Origin of the sequence: Desulfovibrio oxyclinae DSM 11498 (assembly GCF_000375485.1) — a bacterium.
GTDB classification, from domain to species: domain Bacteria; phylum Desulfobacterota; class Desulfovibrionia; order Desulfovibrionales; family Desulfovibrionaceae; genus Pseudodesulfovibrio; species Pseudodesulfovibrio oxyclinae.
Map to the genome: position 1 here is coordinate 44,415 of NZ_AQXE01000017.1, position 13,706 is coordinate 58,120.

At 56.3% G+C, this 13,706-nt stretch carries 13 protein-coding genes and 2 rRNA genes; 11 read left to right on the forward strand and 4 right to left on the reverse strand.

Going from position 1 to position 13,706, the window contains the following annotated elements:
* The first annotated feature begins 10 nt into the window (after positions 1–10).
* The 3 genes from B149_RS0115175 (at position 11) to B149_RS0115185 (ending at position 1,946) form a co-directional block, all read left to right on the forward strand.
* Positions 11–736 carry a 4Fe-4S dicluster domain-containing protein gene (locus tag B149_RS0115175; RefSeq protein WP_018126024.1) on the forward strand — a complete coding sequence of 242 codons (726 nt, stop codon included), beginning with the start codon at positions 11–13 and terminating at the stop codon, positions 734–736.
* Positions 737–819: 83 nt separating this feature from the next.
* Positions 820–1,383, forward strand: coding sequence for a TlpA family protein disulfide reductase (locus tag B149_RS17510; protein WP_018126025.1), 564 nt, complete (start codon positions 820–822; stop codon positions 1,381–1,383).
* Positions 1,380–1,946 carry a peroxiredoxin gene (locus B149_RS0115185; protein ID WP_018126026.1) on the forward strand — a complete coding sequence of 189 codons (567 nt, stop codon included), beginning with the start codon at positions 1,380–1,382 and terminating at the stop codon, positions 1,944–1,946. The genes B149_RS17510 and B149_RS0115185 overlap by 4 nt, the downstream gene beginning before the upstream one ends.
* A gap of 55 nt (positions 1,947–2,001) precedes the next feature.
* Here the strand turns inward: B149_RS0115185 and B149_RS0115190 are convergent, their stop codons facing one another.
* Entirely contained in the window at positions 2,002–2,766 is a 765-nt protein-coding gene (locus B149_RS0115190) for an enoyl-ACP reductase FabI (RefSeq protein WP_018126027.1), read from the reverse strand.
* Positions 2,767–3,380: 614 nt separating this feature from the next.
* On the opposite strand from B149_RS0115190, the gene B149_RS0115195 reads away from it, so the two are divergent.
* The gene (locus B149_RS0115195) at positions 3,381–4,742 is read left to right on the forward strand and encodes a protoporphyrinogen/coproporphyrinogen oxidase (protein ID WP_026167658.1); all 1,362 of its coding nucleotides are present in this window, start codon (positions 3,381–3,383) and stop codon (positions 4,740–4,742) included.
* Between the two features lie 2 nt (positions 4,743–4,744).
* The gene (locus tag B149_RS0115200; protein WP_018126030.1) at positions 4,745–5,815 is read left to right on the forward strand and encodes a M24 family metallopeptidase; all 1,071 of its coding nucleotides are present in this window, start codon (positions 4,745–4,747) and stop codon (positions 5,813–5,815) included.
* Between the two features lie 112 nt (positions 5,816–5,927).
* On the opposite strand, the gene B149_RS0115205 is transcribed toward B149_RS0115200, so the two are convergent.
* Positions 5,928–6,410 carry a hypothetical protein gene (locus tag B149_RS0115205; RefSeq protein ID WP_018126031.1) on the reverse strand — a complete coding sequence of 161 codons (483 nt, stop codon included), beginning with the start codon at positions 6,408–6,410 and terminating at the stop codon, positions 5,928–5,930.
* A 247-nt stretch (positions 6,411–6,657) separates the two neighbouring features.
* Here B149_RS0115205 and B149_RS0115210 point away from each other — a divergent pair, with 247 nt between their 5' ends.
* The 6 genes from B149_RS0115210 to rocD all read left to right on the forward strand — a co-directional run bounded on the left by B149_RS0115210 (position 6,658) and on the right by rocD (position 13,045).
* Positions 6,658–7,056 carry a Ros/MucR family transcriptional regulator gene (locus tag B149_RS0115210; RefSeq protein ID WP_018126032.1) on the forward strand — a complete coding sequence of 133 codons (399 nt, stop codon included), beginning with the start codon at positions 6,658–6,660 and terminating at the stop codon, positions 7,054–7,056.
* Positions 7,057–7,277: 221 nt separating this feature from the next.
* Positions 7,278–8,015 carry an IclR family transcriptional regulator domain-containing protein gene (locus B149_RS0115220; RefSeq protein ID WP_156816852.1) on the forward strand — a complete coding sequence of 246 codons (738 nt, stop codon included), beginning with the start codon at positions 7,278–7,280 and terminating at the stop codon, positions 8,013–8,015.
* Between the two features lie 23 nt (positions 8,016–8,038).
* On the forward strand, positions 8,039–9,568 hold the full coding sequence (gene betC, locus B149_RS0115225) for a choline-sulfatase (RefSeq protein WP_018126035.1): 1,530 nt from the start codon (positions 8,039–8,041) through the stop codon (positions 9,566–9,568).
* A gap of 50 nt (positions 9,569–9,618) precedes the next feature.
* On the forward strand, positions 9,619–10,719 hold the full coding sequence (locus B149_RS17515; RefSeq protein ID WP_018126036.1) for an anaerobic sulfatase maturase: 1,101 nt from the start codon (positions 9,619–9,621) through the stop codon (positions 10,717–10,719).
* Positions 10,720–10,769: 50 nt separating this feature from the next.
* A complete protein-coding gene (locus B149_RS0115235; RefSeq protein WP_018126037.1) occupies positions 10,770–11,684 on the forward strand; it encodes a glycine betaine ABC transporter substrate-binding protein in 915 nt (304 codons plus the stop codon).
* Between the two features lie 161 nt (positions 11,685–11,845).
* Complete coding sequence (gene rocD / locus B149_RS0115240) at positions 11,846–13,045, forward strand: ornithine--oxo-acid transaminase (protein ID WP_018126038.1); 1,200 nt, start codon at positions 11,846–11,848, stop codon at positions 13,043–13,045.
* Between the two features lie 380 nt (positions 13,046–13,425).
* On the opposite strand, the gene rrf is transcribed toward rocD, so the two are convergent.
* Positions 13,426–13,540, reverse strand: a 5S ribosomal RNA gene (gene rrf / locus B149_RS0115245).
* A 42-nt stretch (positions 13,541–13,582) separates the two neighbouring features.
* Positions 13,583–13,706, reverse strand: a 23S ribosomal RNA gene (locus B149_RS0115250); the annotation flags it as partial.

Here is a 13,706-nt window from a genome sequence, read left to right on the forward strand (position 1 = left end):
GGAGGACGACATGAACGGAAAAAGCTTCTTAGTCGACCTGACCAAGTGTACGGCCTGCAGGGGTTGCCAGATTGCCTGCAAGCAATGGAAAAAGCTGCCCGCCGAACAGACGAAGCAGCTCGGCACTCACCAGAATCCGCCGGACCTGTCCTTCGACACCATCAGGCTGGTCCGCTTCCGCGAGGAAATGGTGGACGGCAAACTGCACTGGAACTTCTTCCCCGAGCAGTGCCGCCACTGTGTGTACCCGCCCTGCGTGGGATACTCCGAAGTGGAAGGCTCCATGTACACCGACCCCGACACCGGGGCCGTCATCTACACCGAGCTGACCAAGCAGGAGATCTTCGAGGACATCCACATGGCATGTCCCTACAACATCCCCCGCGCCAGCGAGGAAACCGGCGAGATCACCAAGTGCGACATGTGTAACGACCGTATCGCCATCGGACTGCGGCCCGCCTGTGTCACGGCCTGCCCCACCGGCACCATGAACTTCGGCAACCGCGATGAGATTCTGGACCTTGCCTATGAGCGTCTGGAAGAGGTACAGAAGAAGTACCCCGAAGCGGAACTGGTCGATCCGGACGATACGCGCGTCATCTACCTCACGGCCTATCCGGCCGACCAGTACTACGAGTACCTGATGGCCGACGCATCGCCCGCTACCAATAAGGGACTTACCCGCAAGCAGCTGCTGGCCCGCCTGCGCAGGCCCGCCGCCTCCATGCGGGGCTAGGACGCCTCCACCCATAGACAGCCGCCGGGGGAGATACGTCCTCTCCCGGCGGCTTCTTCATGAACAGAAAAGGAGTGCCCCACATGCCGAAGGATATCACCACAAAACTCACACGCGTCACCCTGTCCGCGCTGCTCATGCTGCTCGCCTTCTCCGTTACGGCTCATGCCGCCCAGAAAATGCCCGACCTGCATCTGACCGCAGGCCCGGGGCAGGCAGAAGAACTCGGCCTTGGAAAAGGAACCGAAGCCTTCCGGCTTTCGGACATTCCGGCCGAAGCCGTCTTCATCGAAGTATTCAGCATGTACTGCCCCATCTGCCAGCGCGACGCACCAAGGGTGGAGGAACTGTACGACCTCGTACAGAAAAAGGCGCCAGGCCTGCTCATGTTCGGCATAGGCGCGGGCAACTCCCAATACGAGACCGACGTCTACTCCGAAAAATACAACGTGCGCATGCCCATGCTCCCGGATGCGGACTACAAGGCCCACAAGGCCCTCGGCAATGTCGGCACGCCCTTTTACATCCTGCTTGAAAAAAACGACGACGGCTCCTTCAAGGTCCTTTTCACGCAGGAAGGCGAGATTCTCAAGAAACAGGAATTCTTCGAAACCGTGATCAGCAAGGCGCAAAAGGCATTGAAATGAGAACATTTCTTTTTGCATTCCTCATGGCTCTGGCGGTGCTTCCAGCCCATGCGCTGGAAGCCTACCCCGTTGGTCAGCTCAAGCCCGTGGACAGTGAGATAAAAGTCCACCCCGGCGACCTGGCACCGGATTTCGAGCTGCCTTCCACAGATGGCGAGACCGTGCGCCTTTCGGACTACCGCGGCAATAAGAACGTCCTGCTGACCTTCGTGCCGGCGGCATGGACTCCGGTCTGCTCCGACCAATGGCCCGGCTACAACATCGCCCTGGACCTGTTCGCCAAACACGACACGGTGCTCGTCGGCATCTCCATCGACAACACACCGAGCCAATGGGCATGGGAACAGGGCATGAACGGCATCGACTTCCCGATCCTGTCCGATTTCTGGCCCCACGGCGCCACCGCAGACAGCTACGGCATCCTGCGCAGCGACGGCATGTCCGAACGCGCACTCATCCTTGTGGACAAGGAAGGCATTGTCCGCTGGACCCACGTCAACGACGTCAATGGACGGCCCGATCTGAAAATCGTCATGGAAGCCGTCAAGAACAACACCAAATAAAAAAGCCCCCGACCCGAAGGCCGAGGGCTTCATCAACAAACATTGCGCCAAACGGCTACACACCCATGATGTTGTACCCGCTGTCCACGAAAATGACCTCTCCGGTGGTGCCGGAAGAGAGATCAGAAGCCAGATACAGCGCACTCTTGCCCACATCATCAATGGTAATGTTGCGCTTGAGCGGCGCCTTTTCCTCAATACGCTCCAAAATGGTGCTGAAGCCGGAAATGGCAGAAGCGGCCATGGTCTTCACAGGCCCGGCGCTGATGGCATTGATGCGAACGCCCGACTCGCCCAGGTCCACGGAAAGATACCGCACACAGGCCTCAAGAGCAGCCTTGGCCACACCCATGGCATTGTAGTTCGCAACCACTTTGCCCGCGCCATAATAGCTCATGGTCAACACAGAGCTGCCCGGACTGAAAAGCTTTTCATACTCGCGACACAACGCCACCAAAGAATACGAAGACACATCCAGAGCAACCTTGTATCCCTCACGGCTCGTATCAATAAAACGACCCTTCAGATCATCACGGTTGGCATAGGCGATGGAATGAACCAGCGTGTCCACGCCACCCCACTTCTCCTCCACCAAAGCCGCACCCGCCGCAAGGTCTTCCTCGGAAGTCACGTCACACTTGAACATGAACTCGCCGCCAAGCTCCTCGCAAATCGGCTCCAGCCGACGCTTGATAGGATCAGCCGCGTAACTGAATGCCAGCCGCGCACCCTGCTCCTTGAACTGCTTGGCAATGCCATAAGCAATGCTGCGTTCGTTCACCACACCAAAAATAAGAGCTTTCTTTCCTTCCAAAAGCATTGTCGTCTCCTTTGTTAACCCCGCAATTATACCCATGGCGTGCCGTTTGGCAATGGTTTAAACACCCGCGCACGAACGGCTGCGGGCATAGCAGGCCTCCGGCGGGTCTCCGACGGCCCTCCGGGGGCTTAAGAACCTTTTTGCAAAAAGGTTCTTAAGAATCTCCAAAAATCATTTGGCTTGCCAAGCCGCATTCAAGCTTTCCGAACGCCGAAGCCCGTAGGCGGCTTGACGGGTGAGCTGACGGCGGGTGTTAGATCAGTGGGGATGGGGAGGGTTTGGAATCGGGAAAAGTGATGAGTACTGGTGGTAAACGTGTGAAGTTAGAAAGCCCTCTAACTCTCACCCTAAAGCAGTTCGCCAGCCAGCCCCCACCAACCACCCAAAAGCCCGTCAGCGGGGTTGCAGCTAGGACGCGGGTTATGCGGCCGCATGAACCCAGCAGCTGCAACGCCACTGACAACTCAGGGATTCCAAAGGGGGCCCGCCCCTTTGGTCCGCCTGAAAGGCCCGCCGGAGGCATCCTATCCACACATATGCTTCTTTTCGTGCTTAATCCTTGCCATGCCTTGCGATTTATCGTGCAATGCGCAAAAGTTGGCTATGGAGGTTGCATGAAGGTCAAGTATGCCATCATAGGTGCTGGTCCGACGGGTCTTGGTGCTGCTCATCGTTTGGGTGAGTTGGGCGAGGATGATGTTCTGGTTTTGGAGCGTCATGATCATGCTGGGGGGCTGGCGGCCAGTTTTCGTGACGATGCCGGGTTTACGTGGGACATCGGCGGGCATGTGGTATTTTCGCATTATGAGTATTTCGACCGGCTGATGGAGTCGCTTCTGGGTGATGAACGGCTGGAGCATCAGCGCGAGTCGTGGGTACGTTCCTGTGGGACGTGGGTGCCGTATCCGTTTCAGAACAATGTGCGTCATCTGCCTCGCGAAGCGCGTTGGGAGTGTGTGCGGGGGCTGCTGCCGGGAAAGAGGCCCGAGGACGCGCCGAAGAATTTCCGGGAATGGATCGAGCGGATTTTCGGTGACGGGATCGCCAAGTATTTCATGCTGCCGTATAATTTCAAGGTCTGGGCCACGCCGCCTGAGCTGATGCAGTTTGGCTGGATCGGCGAGCGGGTGAGTGTGGTGGATCTCAAGAGTGTGCTGAAGAACGTTATTCTTGAGCAGGATGATGTGGCGTGGGGGCCGAACAATACATTTTTCTTTCCTTTGCACGGGGGGACGGGCGAGATATTCCGGCGCATGGCGTCGCGGCTTGACCAAAAGGTGCGCTATGGGCAGGAGGTCGTTTCCGTGGATGCCGTTACTCGGACGCTCCGGACGGCGGATGGGCTGGAGGTGCAGTACGAGCATCTTTTGAACACGGCGCCTTTGGACATTCTGGCCGGGAAGTGGCTGCGCCAGGGTGATGATGCCATGGTGAAAGCTGCTGGCGATCTGGACCGGAACGGGGTGTATGTCGGCGGCGTCGGGCTCGATGTGGCAAGCGAAGCGGAGCGCAACAGCCGGTGCTGGATGTACTTTCCGGACAGCGACAGCCCGTTCTACCGCGTTACCAACTTTCACAATTATTCACCAAACAATACGGCAAGGCCCGGTGAGCAGCTCGCATTCATGTGCGAGACATCGTACTCGGAGCACAAGCCGGAGAATCTTTCGGAACTCATGGACCGCACCGTTGACGGACTGGTCAACTCCGCTCTTCTGGACCGGGAGCGGGTGCCTGAGATACTCACGCGCTGGGAAATCAGCGTGGACTACGGGTATCCGGTGCCCACGCTCGGACGAGACGGCGCGCTTGCACATATTCAGCCGAGGCTGGAGAGCATGGGAATCCAGTCGCGCGGGCGTTTCGGCGGCTGGAAGTACGAGGTGGCCAACATGGACCACAGCGTGATGCAGGGCGTGGAGTGGGCCGACCGCATGGTCAATGGAACACCTGAAAAAACATACACATGGAAGTAGAAATGGATTTGAACATCTTTGCGAATCGACGTGACAAGCTCAAGCGCCTGCTCAAGGACCGTAAGCTTCCGGCGCTCATCGTTTCCCACGCCGCCAACCGGTACTACCTGAGCGGCTTTGAACTGCACGACTCCCAGTGCAACGAGTCGAGCGGCTGGCTGCTCATCACCGCCGATGGCCCGGACTTCCTTTTCACGGATCCTCGCTTTCACGATGCGGCCAAACGACTCTGGAACGAAGACGACATCTGCATCTATTCCGCACGCAGATTGCAGACCATTGCGGAATTCATCAAGGGCAAGGGCTACGACACCGTCTGTTTCGAGCCGCAGGCCATGAGCCTGTTCGACTACGAAGGCCTGAAGGAAACCCTTACGCTTCAGGCAGCCAAAGAGCTTGTGGAAGAATTGCGGGTGAAAAAGGACGAGGATGAGATCCGCAGACTGCGCAGTTCCATCGACCTGAACCACCGACTCTTCTCATACATTGAGGACCGGCTCATCCCCGGCCGGACGGAGAAGGAAATCGCATGGGACATCGAAAAGTTCTTCCGTGAAAACGGGGCGCAGGAGCTGGCCTTCTCCACCATTGTGGGGGTTGGTCCCAACGCCGCGCTTCCGCACTGTGTGCCTTCCGATGAGCCGCTTCGCGACGGCGAACTGGTACTCATCGACACCGGTTGTCGGCTCCATGACTACAATTCCGACCAGACCCGCACCTTCTGGGTGGGAGACAAGCCCTCCGACCGCTTCAAGAAAGTGTTGGAAATGGTACAGGGGGCGCAGCAGGCCGCCATCGACGTGCTGCGGCCCGGTCTTTCATTGCATGACGGCTGGAAGGCCGCCTGGGACTACCTTGACCAGCGCGGCGTGGCCGAACACTTCACCCACGGCCTGGGGCACGGGGTGGGGCTGGAAACCCATGAACCTCCGCGCCTGAGCAAGGTTGCGCAGGGCACGCTGGAGCCGGGGATGCTCGTCACCGTGGAGCCCGGCCTGTACTGGGGCGACTGGGGCGGCATCCGCTGGGAGCACGAAGTGCTGATCACCGACAACGGCTGTCAGGTTCTCTAGCCTGCCGGGAATCCGAAGACAAAAAAGGGAGCCGCAAGGCTCCCTTTTTCATACGGAAAAGACTGATTTCCCGCCACTCCAATCCGGGACCACGACGCCCCCGGACCGGTTCTTACTGAATCTTTTTGCTCAGCACGCTCTGCCTGAACTTTTCGAGCATGGCCTGAATCTCCTTGAGCTGCGCGCGCTGCTCCTCGTCGTTGATCTGACCTTCGAGGTATTTGGCCTCCATGGCCATTTCATTGGTCAGTCCGTACACGACGGTGCGGGTCATCTGGCCGTTGACATCTTCAAGGTCCACAAGGCGCTCGTCCAGGGTCTGCACCTGTCCGCGCAGTTCACCCAGGCTCTTCACTTCGGCACTGAGACCGGCGATGTTCTGGTTGAGACCGAAGAAGAAGATCACGAGAAGCACGACAGAAAGCAGCGAGACAATGACAGCCACCTTGCCCATGTCGCGATTGGCCGCTTCCCTGCCTGCGGCGGGGCTGGGCGCTTCTTCGGACTTTACTTCTTCCGTTGCTGCAACCTCTTCATCTTTTTCGACTTCCTTGTTTTCCTTCAGAAGATGGATATTGTTCTTTTCCGTGGACATTGCTTTTCCTCCTGCTCCCGGCGAATTGTTCTTGAAAAAGCATTTATTACTTGATGCGCACTCAAGAATCAACTATGCCCCGGTTTTCCGTGCCTGCAATGCACTGGATGAAATACGATCATGTTATTTTCTGTAAACGACGTGCACATATTTATTGCAATGACCTAGACGTAATGCATCTCATCTGCTAGGCCTTCAATAAATCACCTTGTTGTGCATAAAACACTATTTTACTCAGGGGGAACAAATGGAAGAGTACCTGAAGCAAGCACTTGAAATCGTCAAGGCGCAAGCCAGCGTGCGTACCATGACCGAAGAGGAAATAACCTCCATGGTTCAAAAGATCGCCAACGGCATCCAAGGTATAGCCGAAGGCAATGCACCTGAAGAGGAAGAAGCGCCGGCTTGCGATCCCCAAAAGGCCCTGCGCGAGAAGTCCGTCATCTGCTGTGTCTGTGGCAAATCCTTCAAGATTCTCACCAAGAAGCACCTTGCAACCCACGACCTGACTCCGGCCGAATACCGCGAGAAGTTCGGGTACAAGAAAAACGCTCCTCTGGTCTGCAAATCCCTGCAGCGTGAACGCCGCAAGAAGATGAAGGAAATGCAGCTCTGGAAGAAGAGAGGCTCCGCCAAAAAGAAGTAGAACATTACTTCATACGTCGTTTTCAAGGGGTACCGATATTTTCGGTGCCCTTCTTTTTTCGCCTTTCTCCTGCATATCCCCCCTTTCTGCCTTGCTGGCTGACTGCGCCTTCACCCGACCTTTGTCCATCCACCCTTTCCTGAGCCCCTCCAATTTGACAACAGCTGTCTCAGACTGTATTACTACACAAATACAAACTTAACTACACATATGAGTAGCAAATGAGCCAGTCAACACTAACAAGAGCCCTCATGGTCATGGATGAAGCCAGCAAAAGCGCGGATGGACTTCGCTTTTCCGACGTACAAAAGCTGCTTGGCAACCCCAGCCCCACGACAGTGAACAAGATTCTCAAGGAACTCACCGCCGCGGATGCCCTGAGCAAGACGCGCGAAGGCCGATACGTCGTGGGCATGAAGGCTTACTTTTGGGGAAAGACTGTTGCCTCACGGCAAGGGCCGATGCAGGTGGTCCGAAACTGCATGAAAGAGCTTCATGAACGGTTTGCAGCGTCCGTGAACCTGTTCACCTGCTCCGGCGAGTACATGCTCTGCCTTGAGAGCATTACCTCCCCGCAGTCCCCTTCCCTATGGCCGGCCGGGTCGAGCCTGCCCATTCAGTTGCCGGTGATAGGTTCCGTCTTTTTTTACCCGCCCGAGCGGATGGATGATGAATCATTTCTTACGGCTGAGTGCGCCCGGCATGATCCGACGCTGGACGTGGACAAGGTCAGGGAAATGATCCGCAGTACGCGCGAGACGGGTACCCAGTTCGATGCCGGGCTGTTTTACACCGGTGTCTATCGTATGGCCGTGCCCATCATGGAGCAGGGACGGATCGCCATGGTGCTCGGTCTCGGCGTCATCGAAGCAAGCGTCTCCGGGATGGACTACCTGAACGAAATCGCCACCGCCATGGATGACATGAAGCAGCGCATCGAACGCAATATGTACATGTAGAAACGAGGAACAGGAGTTCTGCTATGGACGACCAACGACCCAACATACTTCTCATCCAGTGTGACCAGCTGGCCGCGGGCGCGCTTTCCTTCTACGGAAATGAAGTGACCAAAACCCCGCACATGGATTCGATAGCCGAAGACGGTGTCGTATTCACCAGCGCTTACTGCAACAGTCCGCTCTGCGCGCCTTCTCGCTTTTCCATGATGTCCGGACAGCAGCCTTCACGCATCGGTGCGTACGACAACGGAGCCGAATTTCCGGCCGACATTCCCACCTTCGCCCATTATCTGCGCGCCAACGGGTACCGGACCACCCTTTGCGGCAAGATGCATTTCGTGGGCGGCGACCAGATGCACGGGTTCGAGGAGCGCCTGACCACCGACATCTACCCCGCCGACCATGGCTGGACACCGGACTGGTCCGATCCCGACCGTCGCTTCGACTGGTGGTACCACAACATGGACAGCGTCACCGAAGCGGGTCACAACGAACGCGCCAACCAGATTGATTTCGATGACGAAGTTGGCTTCAAGGCGCAGCGTCATATCTACGATCTTGCCCGGGACAAAGATGACCGCCCCTTCTGCATGACGGTCTCTTTCACCGACCCGCATGACCCGTACATCTGTCCCCAGGAACACTGGGACCGATATGATCACGACGAAATCGACATGCCTCGCGTGGGACACGTGCCGTATGAAGAGTGCGATCCGCACAGCAAACGGCTTCGCCACGCCTACAAGATGGGTACGGGCGAAATGAATCCGGACGATATCCGCAACGCACGCCACGCCTATTACGGTCAGATCAGTTACCTTGATGACAAGATAGGCCGCATCCTCAAGGCGCTTGACGACACGGGAATGCGCGAGAACACGGTGGTTATGCTCACCGCAGACCATGGCGACATGCTTGGTGAACACGGCCTCTGGTACAAGATGTCCCTGCGCGAAGGCTCTGCGCGGGTGCCGTTCGTCATCAGTGCGCCAAAGATGTTCAACGCCGCTCGCGTTGATAAACCGGTCTCCCTAGTGGACCTGCTGCCCACCATGTTGGATCTCGCCGAAGCGCCGCAGCTTCACGAACCGTCCGACACCATGGATGGCTACAGCCTCCTTCCGCTGGCGCGCGACGGCAAAGACCCGGACCGTGGTCCGGTCATTTCCGAATATCTCGGCGAAGGCGCGATAGCCCCCATGATCATGATACGCGACGACCGCTTCAAATTCATCTGCTGCCCCATGGACCCGCCCCAGCTTTTCGACTTGAACAACGACCCCGAAGAGCTCGAAAATCTGGCGGACAGCCCGGACTACGCTGAGACGGTCCGCTCGTTCCGGCGTCAGGTGGACGAGCACGTTGACCTCGAACAGCTCGACCGCAACGTGCACGCCAGCCAGAAGCGCCGCCGCATCGTCTTTGAGTCCCACATGACAGGCCGTCATACCTCATGGGATTACCACCCTCCTTGTGACGCCGCGAACCAGTACATGCGTAATCACTTGGACCTGAACGACGTGGAGTCCAACGCAAGGATCAAGCGAGGGTAGGGCTTGTACGGTCGCCCCTGCCCGCAGGGGCGACCGGCCTGTCCGTCATTATGGAACCATTTTCATTACTGCTCAAGCCAGCGTCCGCGGACTGCAACCTGCGCTGCGACTACTGCTTTTACCTTGAAAAAAGCTCGCTGTATCCCGGTAGCGGTAAACGCCGCATGACGGATCAGACATTGCGGACGGTGCTGGAACGCTATTTTGAAACAACTCAGCCCGTGTATTCCATGATCTGGCAGGGTGGCGAACCGACGCTCATGGGTGAATCATTTTATAAACGTGTTGTTGATCTTCAAAAAAAACTCGCCCCAAGGGGCGCCCACATTGCCAACGCCCTTCAGACCAATGCAACCCTCATCAAAAACGATCTCGCAGCCCATTTGGCCAAATATCGCTTCCTTGTCGGGTGCAGTATCGACGGCCCCGCGGACTTGCATGACGCGCACCGCCGGACCCGGACTCGACGCAACAGCCACGCCCGAGCAGTACAGGGCGTGCGGACACTTCAGGCAGCAGGTGTTCCGGTCAATGCGGTTGTGCTTGTTTCGGCCACCAATGTATCAGCACCGCTAAAAGTCTATCGGCACCTTCTCGAACTCGGCATACGTCACATCCAGTTCGTTCCCTGCGTTGAGAGCGATTCCTCGGGCAGGCCGCTCCCCTTCAGCATTGACGGCAAAATCTGGGGCGAATTCCTGCTTGCTATTTTCGAACAGTGGCACGCAGCCCACCGCGGCCTTGTATTCATACGCAATTTCGATTCGGTCATGGCCAAAATGGCTGGCCTTGCGGACACGGAATGTCGCCTTTGCAATCGGTGCGACCAGTATCTGGTGGTGGAGCATAACGGTGACGTGTATCCCTGCGATTTTTATGTCGGCACCGAAATGAAGCTGGGAAACGTCTTCTACGACTCGTTCGAGGCAATGCGAGAGCGGCCCCTGTATTCAAGCTTTTCCACAGCAAAACAATCCATCCCCACTGGATGCACAACATGCGAACATGCATCCCTTTGCATGGGCGACTGCCCGAAATTCCGTTCAGGCAAGCAAAGACAAGGTGTCAGCATTCTGTGCAGCGGATGGCAACACTTCTTTCAGGAGGCAAGAGGACGGCTGGAATTGCTGGTCCGCGATGCGGTCCGGTAGTCCGGCTCCGGGTATTTCCCGGACTGTCGAATTTCAAACCAGGAGGAATCATGAAAAAGCTTACCATGTGTCTCACGCTTGTCCTGACATTGCTCATGTACGGCACACAGGCGTTCGGGGCCGAGAAAATCCGTTTCGGTGTTCCGCCGTGGCCGGGCGTGGAGGTAAAAACCGAAATCGTGCGGCAGGTGCTTGAGAAACTGGGCTATGAAACCGAGGAACTCCAGATCGGTCCCCCGATCATCTACAAGGGGTTGGTTTCCGATGAAGTGGATGCCTTCCTCGGAGCATGGGTACCTCAGCAAAATTCGCTTCTGGAACCGCTTCTGGAAAAGAACGCGGTTGAAATCGCCCAGACCAACCTTGAAGAAGCCAAAATCAGTCTTTGCGTCCCGAGATACGCGGCAGAAGCTGGCGTGAAAAGCTTCGCCGATCTGGACGCGCACGCCGAAAAATTCGACAAAACGATTTACAACATTGAAATAGGCTCCCCCATGCATACCGCCATGGATGAGATCATTGCCAATGACGTGGCCGGACTGGGCGACTGGAAGCAAACCGGGGCGACGACCTCAGCCATGCTCATGGAAGCCAAGAGCATCATGAAGGACAAGGGCTGGGTTGCCTTCGCATGCTGGAAGCCCCACTGGATGAACGTCGGAATCGACATGACATATCTCGACGCGGTTCCCGGCACCGAAAAATTCTCCAGCGACTCCAAAGTGCACACTGTCGTCAGCGCGGAGATGAAGTCGATTCACCCGCAAGCATACCGTTTTCTCCAAAATATCAAAGTAGATTCCGCCACGCAGAGCCGTTGGATCATGGATTACTCCAAAAAGGAACTGCCTTTGGATACGGTTGCATCCGAATGGATCGCCTCAAACCCCGACACCCTTGAGAAATGGCTTGCCGGAGTCAAGGCAGCCGATGGCACAGACGCCATGACGCGGCTTGCCGACTGATCTATATTTTAACCAGATTCCTTCCGACAAGGGGGCGTTATGTCCCCTTGTCGAAGAATCTCTCCTACTTCTCCATCCCTTTTTGACCCACGGCGCACTGGCGCCGCTTTCCATCCGACTCGAATGGGTGCTATGCTTTCCCCAAACTCCGGAGGCAGAGCATGGAATCGAGACAGTTCATCGAAGTCGAGGATCGGTTGGGGGCTTACAATTACAAGCCGCTCGACGTCGTCATCAGCAAAGGTCGGGGCATCTGGCTCGAAGATGTAGCCGGCAACCGGTACATGGATTTTCTTGCGGCATATTCCGCCGTCAATCAGGGCCACTGCCATCCCCGCATCCTGAAAGCCATGACTGATCAGGCGAAGCGGCTCACTCTCACGTCACGGGCCTTTCGTAATGACCAACTCGGTCAATTCTACGAAGAAATCTGTTCGCTCACCAAATCCCACAAAGTTCTGCCGATGAACTCGGGAACCGAAGCCGTCGAAACCGCCATAAAAGCCGTCAGAAAATGGGGGTACGAAAGCAAAGGCGTACCGCGCGATCAAGCCGAGATCATCGTTTGTGACAACAACTTTCACGGACGCACCATTACCATCGTCGGGTTCAGTAGCGAGGAACAATACCGGGATGGTTTTGGCCCGTTCACACCTGGATTCGTCAGTGTGCCCTTCGGGGATGCCGAAGCGTTTGAAGCTGCGATCACCCCGAACACAGTTGGCTTTCTGGTCGAACCGATTCAGGGAGAAGGGGGCGTCATAGTTCCAGCGGAAGGCTATCTGGCTCAATGCCGAGAGATATGTGACCGACACGGCATCATGATGATCCTTGATGAAATCCAGACCGGACTTGGACGAACCGGAAAACTTTTTGCCGAAGAACATGACGGGATCGAGGCCGACGCCACTCTGGTTGGTAAGGCTTTGTCAGGCGGCTTCTACCCCATCTCGGCAGTCCTTTCGAACAATGAACTGCTGGGCGTATTCATGCCGGGCGATCACGGGAGTACCTTTGGTGGGAACCCGCTGGCCTGCGCTGTTGCGCGGGAATCGCTGAAGGTCCTTATGGATGAGGGGCTGATAGGCAGGGCCCATGAACTTGGTGACTACTTTTTGAAGAGTTTGAAGAATCTTGATTCTCCGCTTGTAAAAGAAGTTCGAGGCAAAGGGCTTCTTCTCGGCGTGGAGTTACTTGAAGAGGTTGGTTCTGCGCGACCGTACTGCGAGTCGCTCATGGGTGAGGGGATTCTTTGCAAGGAAACTCATGACAGCGTGCTCCGCTTCTCGCCACCCTTAGTGATCTCCAGACAGGAGCTGGATCAAGCCTTGGAAAAGATCGCCAAGGTTCTCCGGCCATGAGCTCTGTTCTCAACGCACCGAACACGGTTTGGCCGAATGCGCATTGAAGCCTAGCTTTATGATGGAGAGAGGCCGGTGAAGAGTGAGAAGAGTTGAAAGGCTTGAATGGGATCGGCCCGCTACGTCCGACTTCACCATCTGGGAAGATCTGGCGGCATCATCCTTTCCGCGTCGGCCGTAGACATTGTCAGTTCGGTGGCAGCATAAGTTTAGCCTTCGCCATTTGTGGCCTTCTTTTGCTGAACGTATTGGAACAATACAGTATTGCGGAGGGCCATAGTCTCGGGTCGGCTCGATTCTGTTTGGTTTTTCCTGTGGGTCGGCAGTCGGTACCACGCAAAAAGGCCCGGTCATTTTGACCGGGCCTTTCAGGAAGAATATCCTGGCAGCGACCTACTTTCCCACGACTAGAACCGCAGTATCATCGGCGATGGAGGGCTTGACTTCCGAGTTCGGAATGGGATCGGGTATAACCCCTCCTCCCTGGCCACCAGGAAAATATATAGTTCAATAGGGGGAGAGAGGATATTAAGTAAGTTAGATAAGCCGCACGATCTATTAGTACCGGTCTGCTGAACACATCGCTGCGCTTACACATCCGGCCTATCAACCTCGTAGTCTACAAGGGATCTTCAGGGACCGAAGTCCAGGGAGAACTAAT

What these genes read in the sequence shown, in the direction of transcription:
- B149_RS0115195 (WP_026167658.1), top strand. Translation starts at nt 3,381, where the DNA reads ATGAAGGTCAAGTATGCCATCATAGGTGCTGGTCCGACGGGTCTTGGT.
- B149_RS0115190 (WP_018126027.1), bottom strand. Translation starts at nt 2,766, where the DNA reads ATGCTTTTGGAAGGAAAGAAAGCTCTTATTTTTGGTGTGGTGAACGAA.
- B149_RS17515 (WP_018126036.1), top strand. Translation starts at nt 9,619, where the DNA reads ATGGAACCATTTTCATTACTGCTCAAGCCAGCGTCCGCGGACTGCAAC.
- B149_RS0115205 (WP_018126031.1), bottom strand. Translation starts at nt 6,410, where the DNA reads ATGTCCACGGAAAAGAACAATATCCATCTTCTGAAGGAAAACAAGGAA.
- B149_RS0115175 (WP_018126024.1), top strand. Translation starts at nt 11, where the DNA reads ATGAACGGAAAAAGCTTCTTAGTCGACCTGACCAAGTGTACGGCCTGC.
- betC (WP_018126035.1), top strand. Translation starts at nt 8,039, where the DNA reads ATGGACGACCAACGACCCAACATACTTCTCATCCAGTGTGACCAGCTG.
- B149_RS0115220 (WP_156816852.1), top strand. Translation starts at nt 7,278, where the DNA reads ATGAGCCAGTCAACACTAACAAGAGCCCTCATGGTCATGGATGAAGCC.
- B149_RS0115210 (WP_018126032.1), top strand. Translation starts at nt 6,658, where the DNA reads ATGGAAGAGTACCTGAAGCAAGCACTTGAAATCGTCAAGGCGCAAGCC.
- B149_RS0115200 (WP_018126030.1), top strand. Translation starts at nt 4,745, where the DNA reads ATGGATTTGAACATCTTTGCGAATCGACGTGACAAGCTCAAGCGCCTG.
- B149_RS17510 (WP_018126025.1), top strand. Translation starts at nt 820, where the DNA reads ATGCCGAAGGATATCACCACAAAACTCACACGCGTCACCCTGTCCGCG.
- B149_RS0115185 (WP_018126026.1), top strand. Translation starts at nt 1,380, where the DNA reads ATGAGAACATTTCTTTTTGCATTCCTCATGGCTCTGGCGGTGCTTCCA.
- B149_RS0115235 (WP_018126037.1), top strand. Translation starts at nt 10,770, where the DNA reads ATGAAAAAGCTTACCATGTGTCTCACGCTTGTCCTGACATTGCTCATG.
- rocD (WP_018126038.1), top strand. Translation starts at nt 11,846, where the DNA reads ATGGAATCGAGACAGTTCATCGAAGTCGAGGATCGGTTGGGGGCTTAC.